This is a genomic window from Corynebacterium pyruviciproducens ATCC BAA-1742 (genome assembly GCF_000411375.1).
GTDB classification, from domain to species: Bacteria; Actinomycetota; Actinomycetes; order Mycobacteriales; family Mycobacteriaceae; genus Corynebacterium; species Corynebacterium pyruviciproducens.
The window spans coordinates 118,639-145,427 of record NZ_KE150447.1 but is presented as its reverse complement, the minus strand read 5'-3'; the positions used below and the strand labels follow the sequence as shown (position 1 = coordinate 145,427).

The following is a 26,789-nucleotide window of genomic DNA, read 5'->3' as shown; positions in this document are numbered from 1 at the left end:
CGGTTAAGCTGGGGCAAAAGACCAGCTCAAGCAGTAATAACCGCAGACCAGCCGAAGCTGAAAAACCACAGATCAGGCAAGGATCCCCCAAGACCCGCAGCACCCCTACGAATCGTTGGAAACGATATCCGCTTCGCCCTTCTCGTTGTGGTGCAGCTGAATCTCCTTGTGCGCCTCCTCCGCGGCGGCGCGGCGGCGGCGCTTTTCTTCCTCGGCGCGTGCCTTCTTGCGCTCCTGGAGCTTGGCCGGATCGTCCTTGGAGGGATCGACCTTTTTCTTGGGGGCCTTTTCCTTGAGGTCGTTGCGGGAGAGGTGATCGGGGGAGTAGAGCTTTTCGCGCTTGGCTATGCGGCCCTGGCGCTGGCCCACGGTGGCGGCGGTGAGCAGAGTGAACATGATGATGAGGGCGCAGACGCCGAGGTCACCGCGTTCGGCGGGGCCGAAGTTGGGGCTCGCCGTCACGCGGAGTGCTACGCCGAGCATGGTGAACACGATGCCGAGGGATTGCGGCTTGGTGATGGCGTGGAGCCTGGCCATGGTGTCGTGGAAGCGGACGAGGCCGAGGGCGGCGGAGAGGCAGAGGAAGGCGCCGAGGAGGATGAGGCCGATGGAAAGGGCGTCGAAAAGCCCGCGCCAGGGCAGTGACTGGAGCAGTGACATTAGTTATCCCTCTTCCTAAAGCGGGTGACGGCGACGGAGCTGATGAAGCCGAGGAGCGCGAGCACGAGCATGGCGTTGACCACGGTGGTGTCGAGCGACCAACAGATGTAGGCGCCGAGGGCGCACTGGAGGACGGCGACGGTGGTGTCGAGCGCCTGCACCCGATCCATGGAGTTGGGCCCCACGAGCATGCGGTAGCCCACGAGGAGGAAGGCGGCCGCGAACATCATGGCAGCCACCAGGAGGAGTGCGTGGTAAATCACTGGTTATCCGCCTTTCTCACGGAGGCGAGTTGTTCGGCGCGCTTGCCGCTCAAAGTCCGGTCCTCCGGGGCCCCAGCGGGCCGGCCCTTCGTTTCGAAGGTGGCGATGAGGTGGCGTTCGAGTTCTGCGATATCAGCAAGCCCCTGCTCAATCTTGGCGGGGGTGGAGGCGTCGAGGAGGTGGACAGTCCACGTGTGGGTGGCGAGGTCGAGGTCGAGCACGGTGCCACCAGGCTGCAGGTTGTACAGGCTCACCCCGGTGACCATGGCGAAGTCGCTCTCTACGCGCATGGGTGCGGTGAGGATGGCGGACTTCGGCGGGGCCGCCGGGCGGATCGCCAGCCAGGAGACGCTGATGGCACCGGAGATGAGGCCGGTGACAAACATCCACAGCAGTTTGATGAGCTCACCCCAATCCACGTTGACGGCCTGCAGGGGCAGGGCCGGCAGCGGGAACACGAGCTGGATGACGATAGCGATGGCCAGGCCCGCGGCGATGTTGGCCACAGTGATCTCCCCGTAGAGGAGGCACCACATGGCGGTGAGCCACAGGAGGCCGAGCGGGCGGAATCTGCGGTTGAGCGAGGTCATTTGTTAGCCCCCTGACTGGTCTCGATGACGCGAACTTCGAGCTGATCGTCGTGGCCCTGCAGGTTCATCTCCGGGGTGCGGCCGGGTTTGACGGCCGCGTCGTTTTCAGTGGATTGCTCGCCGAGCACGGCCGTGCGGTAGCGCGACACGTCCTGGGCGGCTTCCGCGGAGCGGGTGGTGATGGTGGAGATGGGGCCGGCGAGAACGGTGACGGCGATGGAGGCCGCCACGAGGAGTGCGGTGGAGGCGACCATGCCAAACGGCATGCGGCCCACGTCCTTGCGCTCCTTCAGGTCCACGTGGACGGTGACTTCCGTCAGCGGCGTGGGGCGGATCTCCACGCGGGAGCCCTCGGGGGCGTCCTTGCGGTCGCGCCAAAACGCCTTGGACCACACGTTCATCATGGTGTACAGGGTGAGCAGCGAGGTCACCACGGCGCCGGCGACGAGCAGCCAATCCAGGCCGGTGCCGGAGTCGGCGGCGGCCTCGATGAGGATGATCTTGCCCAGGAACCCGGAGAACGGCGGGATGCCGCCGAGGTTGAGGGCGGGCACAATGTACAGCACCGCCAGCAGCGTGGAGCCGCTGGCAAGCGAGCCGAGGGAGCGCAGCGAGGTAGATCCCGCCTGGCGCTCGATGAGGCCGACGACGAGGAACAACGCGGTCTGCACGAGGATGTGGTGGACAACGTAGAAGATGGCACCGGATAGCCCCTGCGGGGTGCCGATGGCGATGCCCATGATCATGTAGCCGATGTGGCTGACGAGTGTGAACGAGAGGAGGCGCTTGATATCGTTTTGCGCCATCGCGCCCAAAATGCCCACGAGCATGGTGAGCAGCGCCGCCCACATGAGCATGGTGTCGAGGCTGCCGTCGGTAAACATGACGGTGCGGGCGCGGATGATGGAGTACACGCCCACCTTGGTCAAAAGCCCCGCGAACACGGCGGTGATGAGCGCCGCGGCGGTGGGGTAGGAGTCCGGCAGCCACGAGTACAGCGGGAACACTGCGGCCTTGATGCCAAAGGCGATGAGCAGCACGGCGAACATGGCGGTGCGGGTGCCGCTGGGCACCTGTTCCATCCGCTCGCCAATCTGCGCCATGTTGACCGTCCCCACGGAGGCGTAGATCATGCCGAGGGCGAAGAGGAACACCATGGAGCTCACCATGGACACCATGACGTAGGAGATGCCGGCGCTCACGCGCTTGGCGCTGGCACCGAGGGTGAGCAGCACGTAGCTGGCCACCAGGAACACCTCAAAGCCGACGTACAGGTTGAACAGGTCGCCGGCCAAAAAGGCGATGTTGACGCCCATGGATAGCAGCAGGTAGGACGGCAGGAAGATGGCCACGGGCTCTTCTTCCGCGCCGTCGCGCCGGGCCTGTCCCATGGCGAACCACATGACGGAGAACAGCACGAGGGAGCTCACGGAGAGCATGAGGGTGGACAGCCTGTCGGCCACGAGCGTGATGCCGATGGGCGCGTCCCAGCCGCCGATCTGCACGGTTTGGATGCCGTAGTGATCGACGAGGTACACGAGCGTGAAGCACAAGATGATGAGCAGCACGTAGGAGACCATCGTCAGTCCCCGCTGCACGCGCTTCAAGCGGGTGAAGAATAGCACGAGCGCCGCGGTGAGCGCGGGCAGGAGGATGGGCATGGGGACGAGGTAGGGCAGGAGTTCGTGCAGTGTCATTGCTTGTCCTCCTTGTCGTCCTTGTCGTTCTTGTCTTCCTTCGCGTCGGGCTCCTCGGTGACGGGTGCCTCAAAGGACTTCGGCCCGAAGGCGTCGCCCTCGCTCGTGGCGCGGCCCGTGGTGGGGTCGTCGGAGGCGTCGTGGTCGGGCGCTGCGGCGGCCGTGGGCGGGCGCATGGCGATGGCTGCGTCCTCGGCGTCGTTTTCGATGTGATCAGCGCTGCGGTAGCGGTACTGCCTAAACGCGAGCGCGAGGATGAACGCCGTCATGGCCATGGAGATGACGATGGCGGTCAGGATCATGCCTTGGGCGAGCGGGTCGGCCACTTTCTCGGTGAGGTCGCTGCCACGGCCGTCGATGGGGGGCTGGCCGGAGCGGCCGCCGGAGAGTAGGAGTAGCAGGTTGGCGCCGTTGCCCATGAGCATGATGCCCATGAGCATCTTCGTCATGGCGCGCTCGAGCAGGAGGTAGGTGCCTGCGGAGATGAGAACGCCCGCTGTGATGAGCAGGAATAGGTTCGATGCCATTAGCTGTCCTCCTCTCCTGGTACGTGGTATTTGGCATGCTGGGCCGCTGCGTGTTGCTTGGCCCTGAGTTTCGCTTTTCGACGCTCCATTCTGCGTCTCCTGTCCCTCGCGCGTTGCTTACGCATTTCTTCGTCGCGATCCAGTTGGGAGCCGAGGGATTCGATGATGTGCAGCACAAGCCCGATGACGATGAGGAACACGCCTGCATCGAAAGCAAGTGCGCTGACCACCGTCACGTCGCCAATCCACGGCACGGGGATCTCCCGGTAGTGGGAGGTCAGTGGCGTTTTGCCAAAGAACATGGGGATAAGTGCCGTGCCGGCCGAAAGCAGCAGGCCGGTGCCCAGGACCCGGTTCGCGTCGATGGGGAAGGCCACCTCGAACTCCTCACGGCCGCCGGCGAGGTAGCGCAGCGCGATGGCGAGGGCGGCCACGAGACCCCCGGCGAACCCACCGCCGGGCGCGTTGTGGCCGGCGAAGAAGAAGTACGCCGCCAGCACCATCATCGAGGGGAAGAGGAGGCGGGTGGTGACATCCACCATGAGGGAGCGGGAGCGCTGAATGTCCGTGTGCGGCAGGGAGGCGAGCCACTGCGAGCCGTTGTCCCGCAGCACGGGGCGGACGGTGTCGCGCGTAAAGTCGCGGTTGCGGAACACGATGCTGGCCACGCCGGTGGCCACGATGACGAGCACGGAAATCTCGCCCAGGGTGTCCCAGCCGCGCAGGTCAACAAGCAGTACGTTGACGGCGTTGGCGCCGTGGCCGATTTCCTTGGCCAGCTCGGGGATGTACACGCTGATCGGCGTGGCGGAGCGGGCGTTGGAGGCGAAGGTGGACAGCACGACGATGACCACGCCGAGCCCCACCGAGAGCCACGCCCGGGGGCGCACGAGCTTCTTATCGGTGGGCACAACGGTCTCCACTGGCAGCTTGCGCAGCACGAGCATGAAGATGACCATGGAGATCGTCTCCACGAGCACCTGCGTGAGCGCGAGGTCGGGCGCCCCGTACAGCGCGAAGATCATGGACAGCCCGTAGCCCGTCATGCCCACCATGATGAGCGCCGAAAGGCGGTTGTTGAACCTCGTGGCAGCGATGGCGGCGATGATCATGATGAGGGCGATGATGCCCTGCAGCGGCGTATCCCACAGCACCATGCGCACGTCGGTGCGCTCGCCGGCCAAGAGGGCCACGAGCGGCACGAGCATGAGCGTTAAGAAAATAACCGACTGGTTCAGCGGCAGGGAGCCCCGCTGCGTGGACGCCGTCGTTTTGAGGGACAACCTGCGCAGTCCGTCGAGCACCGCGTCGTAGGCGTAGTCGGCGCTGCCGAGCGCGGGCTGCTCGAACTGCAGCTGCGAGACCACACCACGTTGCCAGTGCATGATCGCGCCGGCGAGGATGATGAACGCGCTGAGCGCCAGCGCGGGGGTGAGGCCGTGCCACAGCTCGAGGTGCACACCCTCGGCATCCGCCCCCCACATCTGCTCCAGGTCTGCCTGGATCGGAACGTCGAGAAGCCTGGGGAACACACCGAACACAATCGTGGTGAGGGTGAGCACAGTGGGGGAGATGATGAGTTGCGGAACCATTCGATCCATGGTGAGGATCGGCTCCGAGATGCCGCCACCCGAAGGGTGCGAGGCGGGTTTGGTGGCGAACGCCTCGTACAAAAAGCGTAGCGAGTACGCCATCGTCAGCACCGAGCCGGCGACAAGCCCCACGAGCATGATCTTGCCGGGCATACCCGTGAGCAGCTCCTCGTGGAGCACCGCCGTGAGCGCCGCCTCCTTGGCTACAAAACCGAATAGCGGGGGGATACCTGCCATTGACGCGGCTACCACGGTGGCGAGAACCGCCAGGTACGGGTGCTTTCTGCCGAGCCCCGAGATCTTGCGCACGTCGCGCGTGCCACTCGTGTGGTCAATCGCGCCCACAATCATGAACAGCGTCGCCTTGAACATGGAGTGCGCAAACGTGAGCGCGAGCCCCGCCATGAGCGCCTCGCGGGAGCCAATCGCCACCACGGAAATGATAAAGCCCAGCTGGGACACGGTGCTGTAGGCCAAAATGAGCTTGAGATCCACCTGGCGCAGCGCCATCCAGCCGCCCATGAGCATGGTGAACACGCCAAGCGTGATGGTGACAAGGTGCCAGCTGCCGATCTCGTGGAACGTGGGCGAGAGCCTGGCCACCAGGTAAATACCGGCCTTGACCATCGCCGCGGAGTGCAGGTAGGCGGACACCGGGGTGGGGGCGGCCATCGCGCCGGGCAGCCAGAAGTGGGTGGGGGCGATGGCGGACTTGCTCAAAGCGCCGGCGAGAACGAGAACGACGGCAACCCGCGCGGCCGTGGAATCGAGCAGCACGCCCGATCCGGTCAGCTCCGAGAGCGTCCACATGCCGGTGTCGAACCCGAGGAGGACGATGCCCACGAGCATGGCCAGGCCTCCCAAGGTGGTGACCATGAGTGCCTGACCGGCGGCCCGCCTCGACGACGCGCGCTCCCGGTAGTAGCCCACCAGCATGAACGAGAGTACCGAGGTGATCTCCCAGAACACGTACATCTGCAACATGTTGTCCGAGATCACGAGGCCGTACATCGCCAGCGAGAAGCACGTCATCTCCCCGGCGAACTCGCGCAGCCTCTTAGGCGCGGAATCGAAGTACCCCCAGCAGTACAGGAGCACGAGCGCGCCCACCCCCAGGATGATGAGGGAGAAGATCGCGGCGAGCGCGTCGAGGCGGAACACGAGGTTCAAGTGGGCTGCGGGCATCCACTCAATGGTGGTGGTCAGTGGCTCTTTGCCGGCGCCGAAGCGGCCGCGTGCGAAGAGTGAGACCACCCAGGCGAAGCCGGCGGCGGGGACAAGAGCAAGAATGCCAAACGCGGCCCTACCCACAACCTGGACAAGCAGTGGCGCGAGCGCGGTTGCTATGAGGAGTGCGAGAAAAACTATTAACACGTGGGCTCAATCATTTGTCGTTTGTGCATTTTCAATTGGCTAAACAATTCCCCCACATAAGGGGTAAACCGTTTCAATTGTACCGGGAAAGATCCACGCTCGCCGAGGCCGGGAGGTGCGACGTGGGGAGACGGCCGTGCGCAGGAGGTTCTTCCCAAACGTTAAAGAAATCTGTTCGAAAGCTGTTCTAATTCTGCCTGTTTGGTGTGACTGCCGCTTTATATCGTGATGGCATGAGCTTCGGCAGGGACCATTTTCCCGGCAGGAGGCCGGGAGACCGCGAGGCTCGTGCCCGCCCTCGGGCGGGCGCGCATATAAAAGGGAATAGTGAAATATGTCGACGCAACTACCAAGTTTCGATAACGGCAATCAGGCGGTACCGCAGGGCTGGCAGCAGCCGGAGGTGAAGCCCACCAAGCCGTGGTACAAGAAGTGGTGGGCGTGGCTCATCGGGATTATCGTCGTCGTGGCGCTCGCCGGAAGCTGTGGCGGTGGTGAGTCCTCCGATAGCACCACGGGGACTGATCCAGTGACATCCACCACCACCCAGACGGCCAGCGAAACCGAAGCTTCGTCCGAGGCTGAGGAGGCTGCCACCTCCTCGGCCCCCGCAAAGGAAACAAAACAGAATAAGGAATCCGAGGCAGATGTGCCCAAGGAGTATAAGAACGCCCTGCGCAGCGCCAAGACGTACTCGGACATGATGCACATGTCCAAGCAGGGCATTTATGACCAGCTGACAAGCGAATACGCCGACCAGTTCAGCCCCGAGGCCGCCCAGTACGCGGTGGATAACCTCAAGGCGGATTACAACAAGAACGCCCTGGAAAGCGCGCGCACGTACGAGGACACCATGGCTATGTCCCCCGATGCGATTTACGACCAGCTCATCAGCGAGTACGGGGATAAGTTCACCGCCGAGGAGGCGCAGTACGCGGTAGATAATCTGTAACCGGCAAACTACATCCCGCAGCTCTCGGTCAACGGGGCTGCGGGTTTTTCGCGCCTGGCGGAAGCATTAACCCGCCCGCGCAGCTGCGGCAACGCGGGCGAGTAGGGCTGAAAACGCTAGTGGTTACAGCGAGAGGAGCAGTAGCGCCTCGGCGGTGGCGATGGCGTAAATCTCCTCGGGGTCAACGGACTCGTTGGGGGAGTGGATGTTGGCGGCGGGCTCCTCCACGCCGTACAGCGCGATCTCGGAGTCGGGGTAGAGTTCCTGCAGCTTGGTGGTGAGCGGAATGGAGCCGCCCATGCCCACCTTGACCACCTCGGTGCCGTTGTAGGCGGCGGAGAGGGATTCCTCAAGAAGCGTGATGGCGGGGCCGTCGAGCTTGGCGCTGAACGGCTGGGAGACCTCGGACATCTCAATCTCGCACTGGGCGTTGAACGGCACGTGGGCGCGCACGTGGGCCTCGAGCTTCTCGGCCACCTCCTGGGCGTCCATCTTCTCCGGCACGCGGAAGTTAACGCGGGCGCGGGCGATGTTCGGCACGGCGTTGACGGCGTCTTCCACGGGAGTGGAGGAAAAGCCGGTGACGCTCACGGCGACGCGGGACCACAGCTGGTCAGAGACGGTGCCCTTGTCGCCGGCGATGATGTCCACGCCCTCAAGCACGCTGGCATCCTTGGCAAAGTCCTCGGCGGAGTACTGCAGGCCCTCCCATGTGACGGTGTTGTCCAGGCCGTCGATGGTGACAAAGCCGTCCTCGTCGCGCAGGGAATTGAGGGTGCGGATGAGGGCGAAGGTGGCGTCGGGGGCCGGGCCGCCGAACTCGCCGGAGTGGGCGGGGGAGGCCATCGTCTTGATGGTGATGTCCATCTGGCCGCCGCCGCGCAGGCTGGAGGTCAGCGTGGGCACGCCCACCTTGGAGTTACCGGCGTCGACGATGCAGATGATGTCGGCCTTGAACAGCTCGGGGTGGGCGTCGATGAGGGAGTCGAGCCCCTCACCGCCGACCTCCTCGGAGCCCTCGATGACGATGCGGAGGTTGCACCGGGTTCCTCCGAGCTTCTCGACGGCCTGTAGTACAGCAAGGTGTGCGGCAACGTTGCCCTTGCAATCCGCTGCGCCGCGGCCGTACCAGCGGCCGTCACGCTCAGTGAGGGTGAAGGGGTCGGAATCCCACTTCTCAGGGTCACCGGCGGGGACCACGTCGTAGTGGGAGTAGAGGAGCACCTCGGGGGCGCCCTCCTCGCCGGCGCGGGTGCCCACGAGGGCGAGCGTGCCGTCGGAGGTTTCGTGGGCGGTCATGTCCACGCCGAACTTCTCAAATGCTTCCTTAACCCAGGCTGCGGCCTCGCGGTTACCGGCCTCGCCGCGCGGGCTGTTGAAGGAGACGAGCTCCTTCAGGTTGGCAAAGATGCCGTCTTTTTGCTCGTCGATGGCATCGCGAACTGTCTGTGCTTCTACTTTCAGTGTCATGCTGTTAATCGTAGTCAGCTCCACCACGTGCTGCTACTAAAGGCGCAGCGCAACGTCCATAGTCTCCGCCAATGTTTTGCACTCGGGGCTAAGGAGTGCTAAAAATGGTTGTTAGCACTTCTAAGTTGAGAGTGCTAAAACAAACGAGCTTGTGTAGGTGGGCTTGAAGTCCATCGCCGTCGCGGGCGCCTACACGGCGGAACAAAAACGAACTGATTATAAGGAGTAGCACTTCCACATGGCTAAGATGATTGCCTTTGATGAAGAAGCACGCCGCGGTTTGGAGCGGGGCCTTAACACCCTTGCCGACGCCGTCAAGGTCACCCTCGGGCCCAAGGGACGCAACGTCGTTCTGGAGAAGTCCTGGGGCGCCCCGACCATTACCAACGATGGTGTCACCATCGCCCGCGATATCGATCTCGAGGATCCGTACGAGAAGATCGGTGCGGAGCTAGTTAAAGAGGTAGCCAAGAAGACCGACGACGTCGCCGGCGACGGCACCACCACCGCCACCGTCCTGGCCCAGGCACTCGTCCGAGAGGGCCTGCGCAACGTGGCAGCTGGCTCCAACCCGATGAGCATCAAGCGCGGCATCGAGGCTGCGGTGAAGAAGGTCACCGAGTCCCTCCTCGCCAGCGCCAAGGAGATTGACACCAAGGAAGAGATCGCCGCAACCGCCGGCATTTCTGCCGCTGACCCGGCCATCGGCGAGAAGATCGCCGAGGCAATGTACGCCGTGGGTGGCGGGGAGCTCAACAAGGACTCCGTCATCACCGTGGAGGAGTCCAACACCTTCGGTGTGGAGCTCGAGGTCACCGAGGGTCTGCGCTTTGATAAGGGCTACATCTCTGGTTACTTCGCCACCGACATGGAGCGCCTGGAGGCCGTCCTCGAGGATCCCTACATCCTCCTCGTCGGCTCCAAGATTTCCAACGTCAAGGATCTCCTCCCGCTGCTGGAGAAGGTCATGCAGTCTGGCAAGCCGCTGCTCATCATCGCTGAGGATGTCGAGGGCGAGGCACTGTCCACCCTCGTGGTGAACAAGCTGCGTGGCACCTTCAAGTCCGTTGCCGTCAAGGCCCCGGGCTTCGGCGATCGCCGCAAGGCTCAGCTGCAGGATATGGCCATCCTCACCGGTGGCCAGGTGATCTCCGAGGAGGTCGGCCTGTCGCTGGAGACCGCCGGCATCGAGCACCTCGGCACCGCCCGCAAGGTTGTTGTGACAAAGGATGACACCACCATCGTCGATGGTGCTGGCTCCGCTGACCAGATCAAGGGCCGCGAGCAGCAGATCCGCGCCGAGATTGAGAACTCCGATTCCGATTATGACCGCGAGAAGCTCCAGGAGCGCCTGGCCAAGCTCGCCGGCGGCGTCGCAGTGCTCAAGGTTGGCGCTGCCACCGAGGTGGAGCTCAAGGAGCGCAAGCACCGCATCGAGGATGCCGTCCGCAACGCCAAGGCTGCTGCGGAAGAGGGTATCGTCTCCGGCGGTGGCGTGGCGCTGCTGCAGGCTGCCGAGGTTCTCGAGGATAACCTCGGCCTCGAGGGTGACGAGGCAACCGGCGTTGCCATCGTCCGTGAGGCGCTGTCCGCACCGCTCAAGCAGATCGCAGCCAACGCTGGCTACGAACCCGGCGTTGTTGCCGCCAAGGTTGCGGACCTCCCGGCCGGCCAGGGCCTCAACGCCGCCACCGGCGAGTACGAGGACCTCATGGCTGCGGGTGTCAATGACCCGGTGAAGGTCACCCGTTCCGCCCTGCAGAACGCCGCTTCCATCGCGGCCCTGTTCCTCACCACCGAGGCAGTGGTTGCCGATAAGCCGGAGCCCAAGACCCCGGCAGCACCGGCTGGCGCCGACGAGATGGGTGGCATGGGCGGCTTCTAAGCCCCTGTAGCACCACGTGCCTTTCTAGCGGGCACCAACACGCATACACGCGGTTGGTGCCCGTTTTTGCGTCATGGGAGGCCTCCCCGGTGAGTGGTTGTGATTGTTTCATGATTGTTTGCGGTGGTTCCCCACCGCCCCGGGTGACCCCAAACGGGGGTGAGGAGGAAAAGTGAATGTGTGGTGTCAGCGCTTTATCGGTTGCTGGGGTGGAAAGTGTTACGCCGCCTCAGCCGTAACGGGCTATTCTCAGCCATTTTTCATAGTACGAAATATTCTGCAAGCAAATGACCTGCGCAAATCAAAAAATGAGGAAAAGTTAACAACAGGTTACGGTTAAATTGCCACTGCCTGAAAGTGGCAAAGGTCGTGCGAAATTCCTGAAAAACGCTTGACCCTAACGTGCCGAGGGCCTAGATTTAATTCACGACGGTCGAGAGACGTTATGAACTTGTAATCCCAGCCCCTTGGGGCTGGCCAACCCAAGGAGAAATTATGGATATTTCCGCAATCAAGGATGCACTGGACTTCTTCGTCGATCTCGTCGAGGGCATCACCAAGGTCTTCCAGGGCCTGCCCAAGTTCTTCGAGTCCTTCAAGGGCTTCGAGACGGTTCAGGAGAACGGCAAGGACGTCATCAAGCACGGTGGCAAGGACTTCATGGGCTTCCACTTCCAGGATATTGTCCCTGCCGATAAGAAGTAACTAACCCGCCCCACATCCAGAACTTGTAATTAGGAGATTTTCATGGAAAACATCGTTTACTTCGCAGACGAGGCCACCAAGCCCGACACCGCTGCTCAGTACGCCACCGCTGTTGATAACTGGGTACTCCTGTCCAACAGCGAGGACGGCTTCGGCTTCCTCTTCAAGATTTTCGGCCAGCTCAAGGATATTGCTGACGGCATCTCCAAGCTGCTCGGCCTTGTCTAAGCAAGACTTAGAGTTGAAACTCGCAACGCCTTGGCGTTGAGCATTGATCCCCCGCCGTGTGCGGGGGATTTTTTGTGCCTGCGTTCGCCGGGCGGGCGGGATGAAACCTGACTATTATTGTTCCCATGGCCGACGATAATGAGGAAATCCCCGTACTTGACTTAGCTAAGCTCCACGGATACCACGTCGATGACAGCGACGAGGACGATCCCGTCCTGGTCAAACCCAACGGCGAACGCGTGGACACGTGGCGCGAAAACTACCCGTACGACGAGCAAATGAAACGGCCCGAGTACGAGCACATCAAGCGTGCCCTGCAAATCGAGCTCCTCAAGTGGCAGAACTGGACCAAGGCCACGGGCCAGCGCCACATCATCCTCTTCGAGGGGCGCGATGCCGCCGGCAAGGGCGGCACCATCAAGCGCTTCAACGAGCACCTCAACCCCCGTGGCGCACGCATCGTGGCGCTGGAGAAGCCGTCGCCGCGCGAGTCCACCTCGTGGTACTTCCAGCGCTACATTGAGCACTTCCCGTCGGCAGGGGAGATCGTGTTCTTTGACCGCTCGTGGTACAACCGCTCCGGGGTGGAGCGCGTCATGGGCTTCTGCACGGAATCCCAGCACGCCGAGTTCCTCCGCGAGGTGCCGATGCTGGAGAACATGCTCTTGGGCTCCGGGATTTCGCTCACCAAGTTCTGGTTCTCCGTCACGCAGAAGGAGCAACGCACGCGCTTTGCCATCCGCCAGGTGGACCCTGTGCGCCGCTGGAAGCTGTCGCCCATGGACCTGGCCTCCCTGGACAAGTGGGATGACTACACCCGCGCCAAGGAGGAGCAGTTCCGGTACACGGACACAGATGAGTCCCCGTGGATCACCATTAAATCCAACGATAAAAAGCGCGCCCGGCTCAACGCGATGCGCTACATCCTGAGCAAGTTTGAATACACCGGCAAGGACCACGAGGTTGTCGGCGAGCCGGACCCGCTGCTGGTGAAGCGGGGCAGAGACCAAATCGGCGATTAACCCGCCGCGTCGTTGGCCCGTTACAGCACGGCCTTGGACATCTTCCGCAGCTGCTTGAGCTGCTTTTTGGAGGAATCGTCCAAGGCCGTTTGTTCTGCCGTAGCCACCGTGTCGGCCGCTTTCTTCTGCAGCTTTTTGCCTTCGACGGTGAGGGCGACGATCTGCCGGCGCCGATCCTGAGGATCCCTGTCGCGGGTGACCAGCTGCATTTTGAACAGTCCCGTCAGTATTCGTACTACCTCGGAGGGATCGAGTGCGAGCGCCTCGCAGATCTCCGCCTGTTGGGTGGTGGGGCCTTCGGCGAGCATGGTGAGCACCCAGTATTCCCGCACGGTGATGCCGGTCTGACTGAGCGCTGCCTCGACGGCATCGCGGGTCAGCTTCCGCAGCCTCTCCAGCTGGAAGAGCGGGGACTTGTGTAGTTGTTTTGGCACCTTACCCATATCCCCAGTGTAAGGACCGCGCGGGTCCCGTGGGCGGTAAAGCAAAGAAACGCCGCCACCCCGTAGGCGGGGAGGCGGCGAATCCGGAAGTAAAAAAATTAGCCCTCGTTCTTCAGGCGCTCAATGGCCTCGTGGTAGATGCGCTCGGCATCGTCCTTGCCGGCCCAACCGGAACCGGAGACTTCCTTGTTCGGCTCGAGATCCTTGTAGTGGACAAAGAAGTGCTCGATCTCGTCCTTGAGGTGCTGCGGGACATCGTCGATGTCCTTGTAGTTCTCGTAGCGGACGTCATCGACAACGCACAGCAGCTTGTCGTCGCCACCGGCCTCGTCGGTCATCTTGAACACGCCGAGCGGGCGGGCCTCAACGATAACTCCGGGGAACACGGATTCTGGCAGGATAACGAGCGCGTCGAGCGGGTCGCCGTCCTCGCCGAGGGTGCCGTCGATGAAGCCGTAGTCCAGCGGGTAGCCCATGGGGGTGAACAGGTAACGGTCGAGGTGGACCTTGCCAGTCTCGTGATCGATCTCGTACTTGTTGCGGGAACCCGCGGGGATTTCGATAGTGACGTCGAAGCTCATGAAAATCCTTTCCTAGCCTAAGTTTTACTTGCCCACCTATCCTAGTCTGTTTCCCGTCCCACCGGCGCGATGCGTGGCCTTTCCCCCCGTGGGTTAAGGCTCAGGCTAACCCACGGGCTACAGTGTGGGGGTGCGCAGAAAAGGACTATTTATAGGTGCCATCGTGGCGGTGCTGGCGGTTGTCGCCGCCGTTGTGGTTGTCGCGGTGGTCGCCGCCACCCGTGCGACCACGGTGGAACCAGGGCTTGTCGCCCCCACGGCCCGCGAGGTTGCCGTGCCCGCCCACCGCGAGGGCCCGGTTAATCCCGCGCAGGCAGAGGAGCTCGAGGCCTTGTCCGCCGATCCCGCCCTGGGGGAGTTCTTTGGCATCGTCACCGACGTGCAGACGGGCGAGACGGTGTGGGAGAAGAACGCTGATACTCCTGGTCGCCCGGCGTCTGTGACGAAGATCCTCACCGCGACGGCCGCCGTCAACGCGCTGCCCGCCGATCACCGGGTTGTGACGGAGGTGTTCCGCTCGGGCGACACCTCCTACATCAAGGCTGGTGGGGACGTGTGGCTTGCCGACGCCTCCCTCGACGCCCTTGCACACCTCATCGAGACTCCGGTGGTCGCTCTGGACACGAGTGTGTGGGACGGGTTCGAGACGATTGTGCCCTCGTGGGATCCCGCCGATGTGGATGGCGGGTTTGTGGCCCCCATGGAGCCCGCAATGATTAACGGGGCCCGGATCGGCGCGGAGACCGGCGACGTGCCGCGCTCCCACACGCCGGCCGCAGACGTGCTTGGTGCCGTCGCCGCCCGTGCGGGTGCCGAGCCCGCAGGTATCGCTCATGTTCCGGAGGGCGCCACCAAGGTGGGGGAGGTCCACTCCCCGCGCCTCGACGATCGTCTGGCCACCATGATGGACCACTCCGATAACGTCATGGCCGAGGCCATCGGCCGTGAGCTCGCCGTGGCGACCGGTGCGAAAACCCCCGTCGCGGCCGTCGAAAAGCAGCTGGATGCGCTGGAGATCCCCACCGAGGGGCTCATCCTCAACGATTGCTCGGGGCTGAGCAAAGACAACCGCATCGCTCCCCGCACCATCGACGTGGCCCTTTACCAGGCCGCCACCCACCCCGAGCTGCTGCCGGTGCTGCGCTCCCTGCCCGTCGCCTACGGCTCGGGGACGCTTGCCGAGCGCTTCGGCGGTAAGGACGGTCAGGGCTGGGTGCGGGCCAAGACGGGCACGCTCGATGCCACCTCGGGGCTTGCCGGCACCGTGACGGGGGAGGACGGCAGCGTGTACACCTTCGCCTTCATCTCCAACGGTTCGGATATCCTCGCCGCCCGCGAGTCGCTCGATACCCTCGCCTCGGCGTTACGGAAGTAGCCCGGGAACAAGATGGGTGCCACGGCCGTTTCCTCTAGGCCAGATCGCTAAAAGGAGGTCTCAGAAATTTACCTGTTTCCTGATGTCAGCCCCCATTTCCTCGCGGTTCGTAGGGCCGTACGAGAGTGCGTGCGCGACGGCATCCTCGCCGGCGGTGAACCCGTTGGTGTGGGGCTGTCGGGCGGGCCCGATTCTTTGGCGTTAACCGCGGCGATGGTGGCCGAAGGCCTGACGGTGACGGCTATCTGCGTGGACCACGGCCTGCAGGAGGGGTCGCGCGAAATCTCCGAGCGGGCGGCGGCGACCGCCCGCCGGTGGGGTGCCGAGGCGGTCGTTGTCCCCGTGGAGGTGCCTGCAGGCAACTCCCTGGAGGCCGCCGCCCGTGCCGCCCGCTACCAGGCGTTTGCCCGTTGGGCGGCCCCTGGCAACGGTGTGAGCATCCCTTCCCGCGGCGAGCGTGTGAGCTTCGCGAACACGGTCGCCGTCGCCCACACGATGGATGACCTGGCGGAGTCGTTTGTGCTGGCTGGGCTGCGGGGAAACCCGGCGGCGATGGCGCGGGAGGCGGTGATCGAGGGCTGCAGGATTGTGCGGCCGCTTCTTGGCGTGCGTCGCGCGGACACGGTGGGGGCCTGCGAGGAGATCGGCGTCACCCCGTGGAACGATCCCCAAAATGCGGACCCGGCGTTTCGGCGGGTGCGGGTGCGCCGCGAGGTGCTGCCGCTGCTCGGCGACATCGTCGGCGGGGACGCGGTGCCGGCCCTGGCCAGGGCCGCCGGGCGCGTGCAGGTGGAGGCCACCCGCATGGAATCGACCACAGTGCCACTAGCCACCAAGGACCTGCCGCAGGCCACCCGGCACGACATCATTGCCGGCGCCCTGCGCGCAGCGGGTGCGAAGGTGAGCAAAGCGCACGTGGAGGGTGTGGACAAGCTAATCACACAGTGGCACGGACAGGGGCCGCGAGACGTGGGGCAGGGGTTGGTAGCATTGCGTGTATCCGGAGAGATAAAGATAGAGGAGAAAATCTATGAGTGAGCAGTACGCAGATCCCCGTTACGGCGACGAGGTCAAAACCGTTCTCATCAGCGAGGACCGGCTGCAGCAACGCGTGCAGGAGCTGGCGGACAAGGTGAGCGAGGAATACAAGGACATCGAGGATGACCTCATCCTCGTGTGCGTGCTCAAGGGCGCGGTGTACTTCCTCACCGATTTCTCCCGCAAGCTCTCCATCCCCTCGCAGATGGAATTTATGGCCGTGTCCAGCTACGGCAACTCCACCTCGTCATCGGGCGTGGTGCGGATTCTCAAGGATCTCGACCGCGAGATTGAGAACCGCCACGTCCTCATCGTAGAAGACATCATCGATTCGGGCCTTACCCTTTCCTGGCTCGTGCGCAACCTGAAGTCCCGCCACCCCGCCTCGCTGCAGGTGATCACGCTGCTGCGCAAGCCCGAGGCGCAGAAGGCCAAGGTTGAGCTTCTCGACGTAGGATTCGAAATCCCCGACGAGTTCGTCATCGGCTACGGTCTCGACTACGCCGAACGCTACCGTGACCTGCCGTTTGTTGGAACACTTCACCCTAGGATGTACGAGAGCTAAAAGTGCCAGAAAACTCGAAGAACACGCGTCCCGCGGACGATAAGAACAAGCGCATCATCCGCTGGGCCACCATCGCCACCATCATCCTCATCGCGCTGTTCAGCGTCTCGGTGCTGACCGACGACACGCGTGGCTTTGCCAAGGTGGACACCTCCGTCGCCATGGCGGAGCTGCACAACGGCAACGTCGCCGAGGCGCGCATCGATGATCGCGAGCAGCAGCTACGGCTCAAGCTCAAGAACCCGATCACCGTGAAGGAACGCGAAGGGGTAGAGGAGATCATCGCCCAGTACCCGGCTCGCGCCACCGGCCAGGTGTTCGACGCGGTAAACGCCGCCCAGGTGAACTCCTACGATACGAAGGTGACCAAGGACTCGGTCCTCGGCTCCATGCTCATGATGATCCTCCCCATGCTCATCATGTTCGGGCTGCTCATTTTCTTCTTCTCTCGGATGCAGGGTGGGGCCGGCATGTTCGGCATCGGCGGCTCCCGGGCCAAGGAGCTCACCAAGGACATGCCCACCAACTCCTTCGCCGACGTGGCCGGTGCCGACGACGCGCTGGACGAGCTGCAAGAGATCAAGGACTTCCTCCAGGATCCGTCCATCTACGAAAAGCTTGGCGCGAAGATTCCGCGTGGCGTTCTCCTCTACGGCCCGCCCGGCACAGGTAAAACGCTTATGGCGCGCGCCGTCGCCGGCGAGGCAGGCGTGCCGTTCTACTCCATCTCCGGTTCTGACTTTGTGGAAATGTTCGTCGGCGTCGGTGCCTCCCGCGTGCGCGACCTGTTCAAGCAGGCCCGCGAGAACAGCCCGTGCATCATCTTCATCGATGAGATCGATGCCGTCGGTCGCCAGCGCGGCTCCGGCATGGGCGGCGGCCACGACGAGCGCGAGCAAACCTTGAACCAGCTGCTCGTGGAGATGGACGGCTTTGGCGACCGTGAGGGCGTCATCCTCATCGCCGCCACCAACCGGCCCGACATCCTCGACCCAGCGCTGTTGCGCCCCGGCCGCTTCGACCGGCAGATCCCCGTGGTTAACCCCGACCTCAAGGGCCGCGAGAAGATCCTCGAGGTGCACGCCAAGGGCAAGCCGTTCGCGCCCGACGCGGACATCAAGTCACTGGCCAAGCGCACCGCCGGCATGAGCGGCGCGGACCTCGCCAACGTGCTCAACGAGGCGGCACTGTTGACGGCCCGCATCGGCGGCAACGTCATCACCGCCGATGCCCTGGAGGAGGCGACCGATCGCGTCGTCGGCGGTCCGCGCCGCAGCTCCCGCGTCATCTCCGAGCACGAGAAGAAGATGACCGCCTACCACGAGGGTGGCCACACGCTGGCCGCCTGGGTGATGACGGACATCGAGCCCGTGTACAAGGTGACCATCCTCGCCCGCGGCCGCACTGGCGGCCACGCCCGCCTCTCGCAGGAGGACGATAAGGGCATGAACACCCGCGCCGAGCTGTTCGCGCACCTCGTGTTCGCCATGGGCGGTCGCTCCGCCGAGGAACTCGTCTTTGGCACCCCCACCACCGGTGCCTCCGCCGACATCGAGCAGGCCACCAAGATCGCCCGCGCCATGGTCACCGAGTACGGCATGTCGCCCGACCTCGGCCCCGTGAAGTACGGCGAGGAGCAGGGCGACCCGTTCGCCGGCCGTGGCTCGGACGGCACCCTCGAGTACTCCCCGGAGGTGGCCGCCCGCATCGACGAGCAGGTGAAGTACCTCCTGGACAAGGCCCACGAGACCGCCTACGACGTGCTTTCCCGTAACCGCGACTACCTGGACAAACTGGCCTCCAAGCTGCTGGAGAAGGAAACCCTGCGCAGGCCGGATCTGGAGGAGATCTTCTCCGGCATCGAGAAGGTACCCTCCGGCGACGTGTTCCCCGGCGAGAGCTACCGTTTTGGCAAGCAGCTCGGCCGCGAGCCCGTGCAGACCCCGGTGGAGATTGCCGAGGAGCGTGGCGAGGAGCCGCCGAAGCGGTTCAGCATCCTCGAGGCGTCACGCGCCGCCCGCGCCCGCCGCGAACAGGAGCGCGCGGAAAAGGAGAAGCGCGAGCTCGAGCGTGGCCCCATCACCCCGCGTGGCGAGAAGACTACCCCGGCCCCGGTTTACGGTGGCACCCCGCCGCCGAAGGATTGGGTTGTTCCCGGCTTCACCGGCGAGGCGCAGCCGAAGGAGAAGGACGAAACGCCCGCGACCGGTTCGACGCCCGCGACGCCCCAGGCGCCACGCGCCGGGGAGCAGGACACCGAGCGGACGCAGACGATGCGCCTGTGGCCGCGCGACCACCGCAACGGGCACGGCTCCACTAGGGTTCCGTCTCAGCCACGCACCAACGAGCCGAGCGAGCCACACAGCCACGCGAAGCCGGACCGCACCGATCCCCACATGCACCCCGGGTGGCAGTCCTACGGGGCCGGGCCCGGCGGCGAGGAACAAATCGGCTTCCGGTTGCCCGAAAAAGACAATGAAAAAGAGGACTAACTAGTGTCAGAATTCGATTTCGACAGGGCTGAAAAAGCGGTCCGCGAGCTGCTCATCGCCATCGGCGAGGACCCCGACCGCCCCGGGCTCAAGGAAACGCCGCGCCGGGTGGCCAAGGCGTTTGAGGAGAACACGGGCGGGCTTCACATTGATCCGGCCGATCACCTGGAAAAAACGTTCCCGGAGAACCACACCGAGCTCGTTATTGTGCGCGATATTCCCATCTACTCCATGTGCGAGCACCATCTCCTTCCGTTCTACGGCCTCGCCCACATCGGTTACATTCCCGGTGGTCACGGCTCCGTCACCGGTCTGTCCAAGCTCGCCAGGCTTGCCGACGGCTACGCCCGGCGTCCTCAGGTTCAGGAACGGTTGACCTCGCAAATCGCCGACGCCATCGTGGACCGTCTGGACACGCAGGCCGTCGCCGTCGTCCTCGAATGCGAGCACATGTGCATGACCATGCGCGGCATCCGCAAACCCGGCTCTAAGACCACCACCTCCGCAATGCGTGGCGGGTTCAAAACATCGGCCGCCTCGCGGGCCGAATTCCTCACACTGATTAGGGGTTAACCAATGGAACTGTTGAACGCCGACCGCTGCCTCGTCATGGGCGTACTCAACGTCACCGATGATTCGTTTTCCGACGGCGGCAAATGGAACACGCTGGACAAGGCGCTAAATCACGCCCACGACCTGGTGGACCAGGGGGCCGACATCATCGACGTGGGTGGCGAATCCACCCGCCCCGGCGCCACCCGCGTGAGCGAAGAGCAGGAAATCTCCCGCGTCGTGCCCGTCATCGAGGCGCTGCACAAGGAGGGCATCGTCACCTCCGTGGACACGATGCGCGCCTCCACCGCCCGCGCCTGCGCCGAGGCCGGCGTCACCATCCTCAACGACGTCTCCGGTGGCCTTGCGGATCCCGACATGTTCCAGACCATGGCCGATACGGACCTGCCCGTCATCCTGCAGCACTGGGATGCCACGAGCTTCGGCGACGCCGCCGGCGACACGCTCGCCGGTAAGGAGGTCGTGCCCGAAGTGCTGCGCCTTCTGGACGAACTCGTCCACCGCGCCCAGGACGCCGGGGTGAAGAAGCACAACATCATCATCGACCCGGGCCTCGGCTTTGGTAAGTCGCGTCTGGCGGATTGGCAGCTCCTGGGCGCGCTGCCCAAGCTCGTGGAGACCGGCTACCCGGTGCTCATCGGGCAATCCCGCAAGCGGTTCCTCGGCGATATGCGCGCCGAGTACGCCCATGACGAGAACACCGCCGTCGACCGCGACGACGCCACCCACGCCGTCTCCGCGCTGTCGGCCTACCACGGCGCGTGGGCCGTGCGCGTCCACAGCGTCCGCGGTTCCCGCGACGCCGTCGAGGTGGCGGCCCGGTGGAGGAACCCCCGTGGCTGACCGGATTGAGCTCACCGGGCTGACGGCGACGGGTTACCACGGAGTTTTCGACCACGAAAAGCGCGATGGCCAGGAGTTCTCCGTGGACATCACGTGTTGGTTGCCGTTTCCTGATACCGACCGTGTGGAAGACACGGTGCACTACGGTGAGCTCGCCGAGATTGCCTACCGCACTCTCACAGGCCCCGCCTACGACCTCATCGAGACGGTCGCAGGCCTCATCGCCGACGAGGCGATGCTCGCGTTCCCCCTGCTCCACGCCATCGAGGTGACGGTGCACAAGCCGCACGCCCCAATCCCGCACGACTTTGCCGATGTCGCCGTCGTCCGCCGCCGCAACCGCAAGGGCGCTTTCCGCGCCATCCTGTCGCTCGGCAGCAACATCGGCGACTCGGAGGCGATCCTGGCAGAAGCCGTCGAGCGCCTGCACCCCATCAGGGTCTCCAGCGTCCACCGCACCGCCCCGTGGGGAGGGGTGGAGCAGCCCGACTTTTTCAACCTCGCCCTGGAGCTCACGTGGTGCGGCACGCCCTTAAGCCTTCTGCGCTACTGCCAGCACCTGGAAAAATGCGCCCACAGGGAGCGCAAGGTGCACTGGGGTCCGCGTACCCTGGACGTAGACGTGGTGCAGATGTACGGGGCCACCTCGGATTCCCCGGAGCTCGTGGTCCCGCACCCGCACGCCCACGAGCGCGACTTTGTGCTTCGCCCGTGGGAGGAAATTGAACCCGCTGCTCAGCTGAACGGAACGCCGATAACGGAGCTGCCATGACATTGACCGATGTGCGCACCCTTGCCGCCACCGCCGGATTCTTCGCCGCCGCCGCGGCGATCCTCGTGTGGCGGTTCTACGGCGCCATCGGCGGTTTTTCGGCCACAGCCAGCGTCACCCTGTGGGCCATCGCGGCGTTGTGCGCCTACCTTGGCTGGCGGGTTCGCCGCGCGATGAAGGACGACAACATCGGCCAGGATCGCTCGCAGCTCAACCCGGTGACCGCCGCGCAGTGGCTCGTCGTGGGCAAGACGTCGGCGTGGGCCGGGGCGATCGTCGGCGGGGCATATATCGGCATCCTCGTTGTGCTGCTGTTCCACCTCTATCTCGCCTCCGCCGTGGAGGATCTGCCCAGCGTCATCGCCTCCGCGCTCGGCGGAGTGTGCGCGTGCGTTGCCGGTCTTTATCTCGAGCGCGGGTGCCACATTCCGCCGTCCTCGTCGGCCGAGGGGGCTGTTTAGACAACTACGCTTCCGGTGCCGACTACCCCTCGCTCACGCGGATATCGATGGAATCGGTGAGCTCATGCGTGCCCACGGTGGCCTTGGCCAGCAGGCGGCCGGAAATGATCTCCAGGCGTGTAAGGGTGATACCCGGGGCAACATCGAACACGGCGCGGGCCGCGGCGAGAACCGCGTCGTCGCCCTTGACCGCCTCGTGGGCACCGGCGGTGAGCGCCGCCGAAATCGCCAGCGCGGCCTGACGCTCCTCACCCGTGAGCTCGGCGTTGACGCGCGCAAGAGCCAGCCCATCCGCCTCCCGCAGCGTGGGTAGGGTGTGGACGGTGACCTCGTAGGCGAGCTCGGTGATGGCGCGCTGGAGGCGCATCACCTCATCAAAGTGCAGCTCGCTTACCATGATGTCCGAGCAGTGGGTGAGCCCCACGAGCCGTAAGGTGCGGGTGAGGGAGGGGGAGGCGTCGACAAGCAACGTGGGCTCGGGGGTGGAATCAACAAACGTCACGTCGGGGGCCACCTGCAAAGGCGCGCCGGAGGACACCGCAACCACCACCGCGCGTGGGATGCGCCGGGCAGCCTGAATGAGGACGAGCTGGCCGGCGTCGGAATCAGGGACGAGCACCACGGGGCGTGCCGTCTTGCGCATCGCGCGCGTGTGCATGGCCAGGCGCGCCGGGTCGGTGATGGTTTCCACGGCTGACAGTGTACTCACGCGGCGCGGGCACGCCCGGGAGCCTACCCAAGGTAGCGGAGCCGAGAAGGTACCATTAGCACCATGAATCTCAAGGGCAGTGAACTTTTCCTGTGGGTGCTCATCGGGCTTGCCATCGTCGCCAGCGTGCTGATGATGTTCTCGAGCTCGGACGCCTGGCAAAAGATCGCTGTCCTCGCCGCCCTGTGGGCCGCGGCCGTCGGCGCGTTCCTCGTCATGCGGATGCGTGGCCAGGCCACCGCCGATTCCGAGCGCATGGCGGAGCTGGAAGATGAGCTTGATTACCAGCGCGCCATCAGTGAGGACGAGCGCGCCAAGCGGGAGGAGGCCATCGCCCGCTCCGAGGAGGCCGACGAAACACTGGCCGCCATCCACGAGCAGCTCGAGGCGATGCGCGCCCAGCTGGAGGAGCTCACGGGGCGTTCTTACGAGTACGAGCCGAACTCGATTACGGCCTCGGCGACGCGGTTGCGCGAAATCGGCGGTTCTTCTACCGGCTCGTCCGCGTGGACGCCGGAGCCGGAGCCAGAACCTGAACCTGAACCGGAGGAGCGGCCCGCCGACGTGGAGGTAATCCCCACCACCGAGGACTCGTACGGATCCCACACGGCTGCGGCTGTGGAGGATGAGCCCACGTGGCAGTGGACGCCGCCGGAGGATTCTTCCTACGTGGAGCCCGCGGAGACCCGCGACGAGTACCACGGCCGGCGCCGCAAGGAGGAAGAGCCGGAGCCGTTCGCCTTCGATTTCTTGGGCTCCTACGATGCGCCCGAGGAGTCCGGCTACCACGGCCGGCGCCGCAAGGATGACCGCGAACCGACCGGCGGGTGGACGCCCACGACGCCGCCGGAGCCGGAGCACGAGGGCCGTTACACCGCGCAGATCCCGGTGGTGAAAGAGGAACCGGTGACCGGTGGCCGCCGTCGCGCGGATCGCTCCGAGGGCGGCGTGTCCGTGGCTGAGCTGCTCAAAAACCTGAAGAAGTAGCCCCGTGGGAACCTCCCCCGTCCAGCGCATCTGCCTCATCGGGCGCGACCGGCACGTCGCCGACGCCCTCGCGCGCACCCACCACGAGCTCGTCGGCACCCCCGCCGAGGCCTCCGTCATCGTCATTTCTCTCCGTGGTGATGAGCTTCTCGACGTCCTCCCCTCGCTCGAGCCCCTCGTCCGTCCCGGTCAGGTGGTGGTGCACACCGACCCCAGGATGGGGGCCCAGGTGCTCGACCCGCTCGAGGTCCGTGGCGCCCTGTGCGTCGCCCTGGCCGCGCTGGGGGACATGTGGTGCGTCTCGGCCGTCGACGAGCTGGGAACCACCGTCGGCACGCTGCTCGCCAGCGAGATGGGCGGCGTCTCCATCGTCGTGGACGATTCTGACCGCCCCCTCATCGGGCATGTTGCCGAGTCCCTCGACGGCGCCCGCGACTCCTACGCGGAGGCGCTGCGGGTGCTTCGCGAGGTCACCGGCGACGAGGACGTGGCCTCCCGCGTGGTGCGCGAGCACCTGGAACTGGTGGCCAGGCAACTGGGGGTGTAGTGCTACCCCCGGTATGTGGTGCGGGGCCGGGTGTGGGGTATGGAAGAACTTGAAATGTTTTGTTCTTCCCTTTCTCGCACGATGGTTTTGCTCGGGGGAGCCCAGTCTTGAAGTGTGAAACAGATGGTTGCGATGGGGGCGGACAGGAAAACAGCGAAGAAGATTAAGACCTTGTCCAACGTGTACTACGGGCGCACTATCGCACCTGTAAAACAGGAGAAGGCCCGGTCCACGGCGACGAACCTGCACCTGACCTTGCAGAACTTGTTGGATATTGAAACCCAGGTGAGAAAGCTGGACAACAAGTGCCACGCCTGGCAGGTGCGTGTAGTGCTAGCCCGCACGCTGCCGAAGGATTTGCAACGGGTGGCCAGGAGATTGCTGCGGCAGTTCAACACCCGCCACGCGCACAAGCTACCCACGTCCCTGTGGGCAAAGGATGTCAAGGGCACCACGCTCATGGATCTGCATGTGCGAGGCCCTGCCTACATGGTGCAGCAGGTGCTGGATGCCGCCCACAGTGAGGCGGAGGCCACCGGCAAGGACCCGGCTATTGCCGCCCTGACGCAGATGGGTGGCGTGCCCAAGGTACGGCCGGCCGTGGTGATCCCTGTGGATTCCCGGGTGACGGGTGTCACCCAGGAGGAGCGCAACAGTTTCCGGTTGTCGCTGACTGATGGGTCGACAATGACATCCCTGGAGTTTGCCCAGGCGGAGTTGGATCGCTTCGGCTGGGTGATCGTTGTCGATCCGGTCACCGGTGAGGACTTCGGGATGTACAAGTTCGATGTGGATGAAAACGCCCGGTTTGCCGATCCGTTTGAGCGCCAGAAGCAGGCGCTGAAAACCCCGGTGTGTGTGGTCGATGGGTGCGGGTGTGGTGCCGACAAGTGCCAGATGCATCACGTGCAGGGCTACGCGCAGGGTGGGAAAACAACATCGAGCAATCTGACCATGTTGTGCCCGTTTCATAACGGGCGAAACGATGATGATCCCACCAAGCCGAGACATGGGCGGATAGAAAAAATCGACGGGTTGGACTATTTCGTCCCACTGTTTGGCGGCGAACCCCGGCTCAACATGCACCCCGCCGCCCAAGGCGGTGCCATCCGCCTCGCCCGAGAAATGATGGCCATCTAAACTCCGCCCACGAGGCGAGCCGTGCACCATTGCATCGCGCGGCCATAAAAAACCAGGCGCTTGTAGTCGAGCGTCTGGTTTTCGTGTCTTTTTTAATTAGGTTTTCTTCGGCGGCCTGCCCGGTCGCCTGATCGGGCTTACGTCCTTGGGGAGGCGGCCGGCGTCGCGAAGCGCCTTGCGTAACAGTTGCTCCATCTTCGCGTTGGCGCTGACCAAATCGTCGGCCGCCCAGCGCGCGAGCGCCTCGTACACTGCCGGGTCGAGGCGCAGGGGGACGGTCTTGCGTTTGGCCATTAGTACAACGAACCTGCGTTCACCACGGGTTGGGTGTGGTTATCGGAGCACAGCACCACGAGCAGGTTGGACACCATCTGCGCGCGCCGCTCGGGGTCGAGATCCACAATGTCCTTTTCTTCCAGTTGGTCCAGTGCGGATTCCACCATGGAGACTGCGCCTTCGACGATGGTTTCGCGCGCGTCCACGATGGCGGCGGCTTGCTGGCGCTGGAGCATGGATTGGGCGATTTCGGGGGCGTAGGCGAGGGTGGAGATCCGGGCCTCGATAATTTCTACGCCGGCGAGTGTGGCGCGGGCGGCCACCTCGTTGGCGATCTCGCTGGAGATCTGGTCGGTGGAGCTGGATAGCTGCGTGTAGCTGTAGTTGGTGGTGACGTGGCGCAGCGCGGATTCGGACTGGGAGTGGATGAATTCCTCTACTTCCTCCACGGCGAAGCTGGCCTTGGCGGTGTCGGCCACCTGCCACACGACGATGGCACCGATGTTGAGCGGGTTGCCGTTGGCATCGTTTACTTTCAGTTCGGCGGTTTCAAAGTTGCGCACGCGCACGGAGACGTTCTTGCTGGTGCACAGCGGCGGGATGATGCTCAGTCCGCTGGTGCGGTTGGTGCCCACGTAGCGGCCGAAGAATTGGTTCACCTGCGTGTGCCCGGGGGAGATGACGCGGAACATGGTGATGAGTACCAAGACGATGATGCCGAAGGGGATCCATAGCAAGAACGTGGTGAACGCCGGGATGACGAGCAGCGCGATGATGAGGACGAGGAGCCCCACGGCGGCGCCGGCGCCTTGCGCCCAGCCGGGTTTTTCGGAGATGGCGACTTTGGTGCCGTCGTGGCCGACGGGTTTTTCGGAGATGACGGGGGTTTCGGTGGAGGGCATGGTGTTCATCCTTTCGCCAACACAAGGAATGTGATATCAGAATTGCAATGTGATATCACAATAACTCGGTTTGGGCGATCCTGCAACCGGAGAGGTAGCTCAAACTGGAAACGCGAGCGT

28 protein-coding genes and 1 pseudogene are annotated in these 26,789 nt (G+C 64.1%); 17 read left to right on the top strand and 12 right to left on the bottom strand.

Going from position 1 to position 26,789, the window contains the following annotated elements:
• Positions 1-105: 105 nt before the first annotated feature.
• From HMPREF1219_RS12210 to HMPREF1219_RS07165, 6 genes are read right to left on the bottom strand one after another with little or no spacing between them, the layout of a single operon-like run.
• Positions 106-660 (bottom strand): monovalent cation/H(+) antiporter subunit G, encoded by a 555-nt coding sequence (locus HMPREF1219_RS12210; protein ID WP_016458230.1) that lies wholly within the window; start codon positions 658-660, stop codon positions 106-108.
• The gene (locus tag HMPREF1219_RS07185; protein WP_016458229.1) at positions 660-923 is read right to left on the bottom strand and encodes a monovalent cation/H+ antiporter complex subunit F; all 264 of its coding nucleotides are present in this window, start codon (positions 921-923) and stop codon (positions 660-662) included. The genes HMPREF1219_RS12210 and HMPREF1219_RS07185 overlap by 1 nt, the downstream gene beginning before the upstream one ends.
• A complete protein-coding gene (locus HMPREF1219_RS07180; protein ID WP_016458228.1) occupies positions 920-1,513 on the bottom strand; it encodes a Na+/H+ antiporter subunit E in 594 nt (197 codons plus the stop codon). The genes HMPREF1219_RS07185 and HMPREF1219_RS07180 overlap by 4 nt, the downstream gene beginning before the upstream one ends.
• Complete coding sequence (locus HMPREF1219_RS07175) at positions 1,510-3,210, bottom strand: Na+/H+ antiporter subunit D (protein WP_016458227.1); 1,701 nt, start codon at positions 3,208-3,210, stop codon at positions 1,510-1,512. The genes HMPREF1219_RS07180 and HMPREF1219_RS07175 overlap by 4 nt, the downstream gene beginning before the upstream one ends.
• A complete protein-coding gene (locus tag HMPREF1219_RS07170) occupies positions 3,207-3,737 on the bottom strand; it encodes a Na(+)/H(+) antiporter subunit C (RefSeq protein ID WP_016458226.1) in 531 nt (176 codons plus the stop codon). Before HMPREF1219_RS07170 ends, HMPREF1219_RS07175 begins: the two co-directional genes overlap by 4 nt.
• Positions 3,737-6,703, bottom strand: coding sequence for a Na+/H+ antiporter subunit A (locus HMPREF1219_RS07165; protein WP_016458225.1), 2,967 nt, complete (start codon positions 6,701-6,703; stop codon positions 3,737-3,739). The genes HMPREF1219_RS07170 and HMPREF1219_RS07165 overlap by 1 nt, the downstream gene beginning before the upstream one ends.
• A 334-nt stretch (positions 6,704-7,037) precedes the next feature.
• Between HMPREF1219_RS07165 and HMPREF1219_RS07160 the strand changes: the two genes are divergently transcribed.
• Positions 7,038-7,655: an Ltp family lipoprotein gene (locus HMPREF1219_RS07160; protein WP_016458224.1), complete on the top strand. Its 618-nt coding sequence runs from the start codon at positions 7,038-7,040 to the stop codon at positions 7,653-7,655.
• Between the two features lie 123 nt (positions 7,656-7,778).
• Here the strand turns inward: HMPREF1219_RS07160 and HMPREF1219_RS07155 are convergent, their stop codons facing one another.
• Complete coding sequence (locus HMPREF1219_RS07155; RefSeq protein ID WP_040427426.1) at positions 7,779-9,125, bottom strand: M20/M25/M40 family metallo-hydrolase; 1,347 nt, start codon at positions 9,123-9,125, stop codon at positions 7,779-7,781.
• A gap of 238 nt (positions 9,126-9,363) precedes the next feature.
• On the opposite strand from HMPREF1219_RS07155, the gene groL reads away from it, so the two are divergent.
• The 4 genes from groL to ppk2 all read left to right on the top strand — a co-directional run bounded on the left by groL (position 9,364) and on the right by ppk2 (position 12,965).
• On the top strand, positions 9,364-11,010 hold the full coding sequence (groL, locus tag HMPREF1219_RS07150) for a chaperonin GroEL (RefSeq protein ID WP_016458222.1): 1,647 nt from the start codon (positions 9,364-9,366) through the stop codon (positions 11,008-11,010).
• Between the two features lie 495 nt (positions 11,011-11,505).
• On the top strand, positions 11,506-11,715 hold the full coding sequence (locus HMPREF1219_RS07145; protein WP_016458221.1) for a hypothetical protein: 210 nt from the start codon (positions 11,506-11,508) through the stop codon (positions 11,713-11,715).
• 42 nt (positions 11,716-11,757) lie between these two features.
• Positions 11,758-11,943: a hypothetical protein gene (locus HMPREF1219_RS07140; protein ID WP_016458220.1), complete on the top strand. Its 186-nt coding sequence runs from the start codon at positions 11,758-11,760 to the stop codon at positions 11,941-11,943.
• 125 nt (positions 11,944-12,068) lie between these two features.
• The gene (gene ppk2 / locus HMPREF1219_RS07135; protein WP_016458219.1) at positions 12,069-12,965 is read left to right on the top strand and encodes a polyphosphate kinase 2; all 897 of its coding nucleotides are present in this window, start codon (positions 12,069-12,071) and stop codon (positions 12,963-12,965) included.
• 20 nt (positions 12,966-12,985) lie between these two features.
• Here the strand turns inward: ppk2 and HMPREF1219_RS07130 are convergent, their stop codons facing one another.
• Together HMPREF1219_RS07130 and HMPREF1219_RS07125 are read right to left on the bottom strand one after the other, a co-directional pair.
• Positions 12,986-13,408 carry a MarR family winged helix-turn-helix transcriptional regulator gene (locus HMPREF1219_RS07130; RefSeq protein WP_016458218.1) on the bottom strand — a complete coding sequence of 141 codons (423 nt, stop codon included), beginning with the start codon at positions 13,406-13,408 and terminating at the stop codon, positions 12,986-12,988.
• Between the two features lie 98 nt (positions 13,409-13,506).
• On the bottom strand, positions 13,507-13,989 hold the full coding sequence (locus HMPREF1219_RS07125) for an inorganic diphosphatase (protein WP_016458217.1): 483 nt from the start codon (positions 13,987-13,989) through the stop codon (positions 13,507-13,509).
• 130 nt (positions 13,990-14,119) lie between these two features.
• On the opposite strand from HMPREF1219_RS07125, the gene dacB reads away from it, so the two are divergent.
• The 9 genes and pseudogenes from dacB to HMPREF1219_RS07085 all read left to right on the top strand — a co-directional run bounded on the left by dacB (position 14,120) and on the right by HMPREF1219_RS07085 (position 22,108).
• Positions 14,120-15,364 (top strand): D-alanyl-D-alanine carboxypeptidase/D-alanyl-D-alanine endopeptidase, encoded by a 1,245-nt coding sequence (gene dacB, locus HMPREF1219_RS07120; protein ID WP_040427424.1) that lies wholly within the window; start codon positions 14,120-14,122, stop codon positions 15,362-15,364.
• Between the two features lie 129 nt (positions 15,365-15,493).
• Positions 15,494-16,402, top strand: coding sequence for a tRNA lysidine(34) synthetase TilS (tilS, locus tag HMPREF1219_RS07115; protein ID WP_016458215.1), 909 nt, complete (start codon positions 15,494-15,496; stop codon positions 16,400-16,402).
• Positions 16,395-16,967 carry a hypoxanthine phosphoribosyltransferase gene (gene hpt, locus HMPREF1219_RS07110; protein ID WP_016458214.1) on the top strand — a complete coding sequence of 191 codons (573 nt, stop codon included), beginning with the start codon at positions 16,395-16,397 and terminating at the stop codon, positions 16,965-16,967. Before tilS ends, hpt begins: the two co-directional genes overlap by 8 nt.
• Before the next feature lie 53 nt (positions 16,968-17,020).
• The gene (gene ftsH / locus HMPREF1219_RS07105; RefSeq protein WP_425387095.1) at positions 17,021-19,459 is read left to right on the top strand and encodes an ATP-dependent zinc metalloprotease FtsH; all 2,439 of its coding nucleotides are present in this window, start codon (positions 17,021-17,023) and stop codon (positions 19,457-19,459) included.
• 3 nt (positions 19,460-19,462) lie between these two features.
• Entirely contained in the window at positions 19,463-20,032 is a 570-nt protein-coding gene (gene folE, locus HMPREF1219_RS07100) for a GTP cyclohydrolase I FolE (RefSeq protein WP_016458212.1), read from the top strand.
• Between the two features lie 3 nt (positions 20,033-20,035).
• Positions 20,036-20,875: a dihydropteroate synthase gene (folP, locus tag HMPREF1219_RS07095; RefSeq protein ID WP_016458211.1), complete on the top strand. Its 840-nt coding sequence runs from the start codon at positions 20,036-20,038 to the stop codon at positions 20,873-20,875.
• Positions 20,868-21,221, top strand: a pseudogene (gene folB, locus HMPREF1219_RS13225) (dihydroneopterin aldolase); the annotation flags it as partial. The gene folP and the pseudogene folB, both read left to right, overlap by 8 nt.
• A 15-nt stretch (positions 21,222-21,236) precedes the next feature.
• Positions 21,237-21,647 (top strand): 2-amino-4-hydroxy-6-hydroxymethyldihydropteridine diphosphokinase, encoded by a 411-nt coding sequence (gene folK / locus HMPREF1219_RS13220; protein ID WP_245554447.1) that lies wholly within the window; start codon positions 21,237-21,239, stop codon positions 21,645-21,647.
• The gene (locus tag HMPREF1219_RS07085) at positions 21,644-22,108 is read left to right on the top strand and encodes a DUF3180 domain-containing protein (RefSeq protein ID WP_016458209.1); all 465 of its coding nucleotides are present in this window, start codon (positions 21,644-21,646) and stop codon (positions 22,106-22,108) included. The genes folK and HMPREF1219_RS07085 overlap by 4 nt, the downstream gene beginning before the upstream one ends.
• Positions 22,109-22,130: 22 nt before the next feature.
• Here the strand turns inward: HMPREF1219_RS07085 and HMPREF1219_RS07080 are convergent, their stop codons facing one another.
• Positions 22,131-22,799 (bottom strand): pantoate--beta-alanine ligase, encoded by a 669-nt coding sequence (locus tag HMPREF1219_RS07080; RefSeq protein ID WP_016458208.1) that lies wholly within the window; start codon positions 22,797-22,799, stop codon positions 22,131-22,133.
• 81 nt (positions 22,800-22,880) lie between these two features.
• On the opposite strand from HMPREF1219_RS07080, the gene HMPREF1219_RS07075 reads away from it, so the two are divergent.
• From HMPREF1219_RS07075 to HMPREF1219_RS07065, 3 genes are all read left to right on the top strand, one after another.
• Positions 22,881-23,804, top strand: a complete 924-nt coding sequence (locus HMPREF1219_RS07075) for a DUF6779 domain-containing protein (RefSeq protein ID WP_016458207.1) — start codon at positions 22,881-22,883, stop codon at positions 23,802-23,804.
• Positions 23,805-23,808: 4 nt separating this feature from the next.
• Entirely contained in the window at positions 23,809-24,351 is a 543-nt protein-coding gene (locus HMPREF1219_RS07070; RefSeq protein ID WP_016458206.1) for an enolase-like domain-containing protein, read from the top strand.
• A 123-nt stretch (positions 24,352-24,474) separates the two neighbouring features.
• The gene (locus tag HMPREF1219_RS07065; protein ID WP_016458205.1) at positions 24,475-25,491 is read left to right on the top strand and encodes an HNH endonuclease signature motif containing protein; all 1,017 of its coding nucleotides are present in this window, start codon (positions 24,475-24,477) and stop codon (positions 25,489-25,491) included.
• A 96-nt stretch (positions 25,492-25,587) separates the two neighbouring features.
• Here the strand turns inward: HMPREF1219_RS07065 and HMPREF1219_RS07060 are convergent, their stop codons facing one another.
• Both HMPREF1219_RS07060 and HMPREF1219_RS07055 read right to left on the bottom strand, forming a co-directional pair.
• Positions 25,588-25,785 carry a type II toxin-antitoxin system antitoxin gene (locus HMPREF1219_RS07060; RefSeq protein ID WP_016458204.1) on the bottom strand — a complete coding sequence of 66 codons (198 nt, stop codon included), beginning with the start codon at positions 25,783-25,785 and terminating at the stop codon, positions 25,588-25,590.
• On the bottom strand, positions 25,785-26,669 hold the full coding sequence (locus HMPREF1219_RS07055) for an SPFH domain-containing protein (protein ID WP_016458203.1): 885 nt from the start codon (positions 26,667-26,669) through the stop codon (positions 25,785-25,787). The genes HMPREF1219_RS07060 and HMPREF1219_RS07055 overlap by 1 nt, the downstream gene beginning before the upstream one ends.
• Positions 26,670-26,789: the final 120 nt, after the last annotated feature.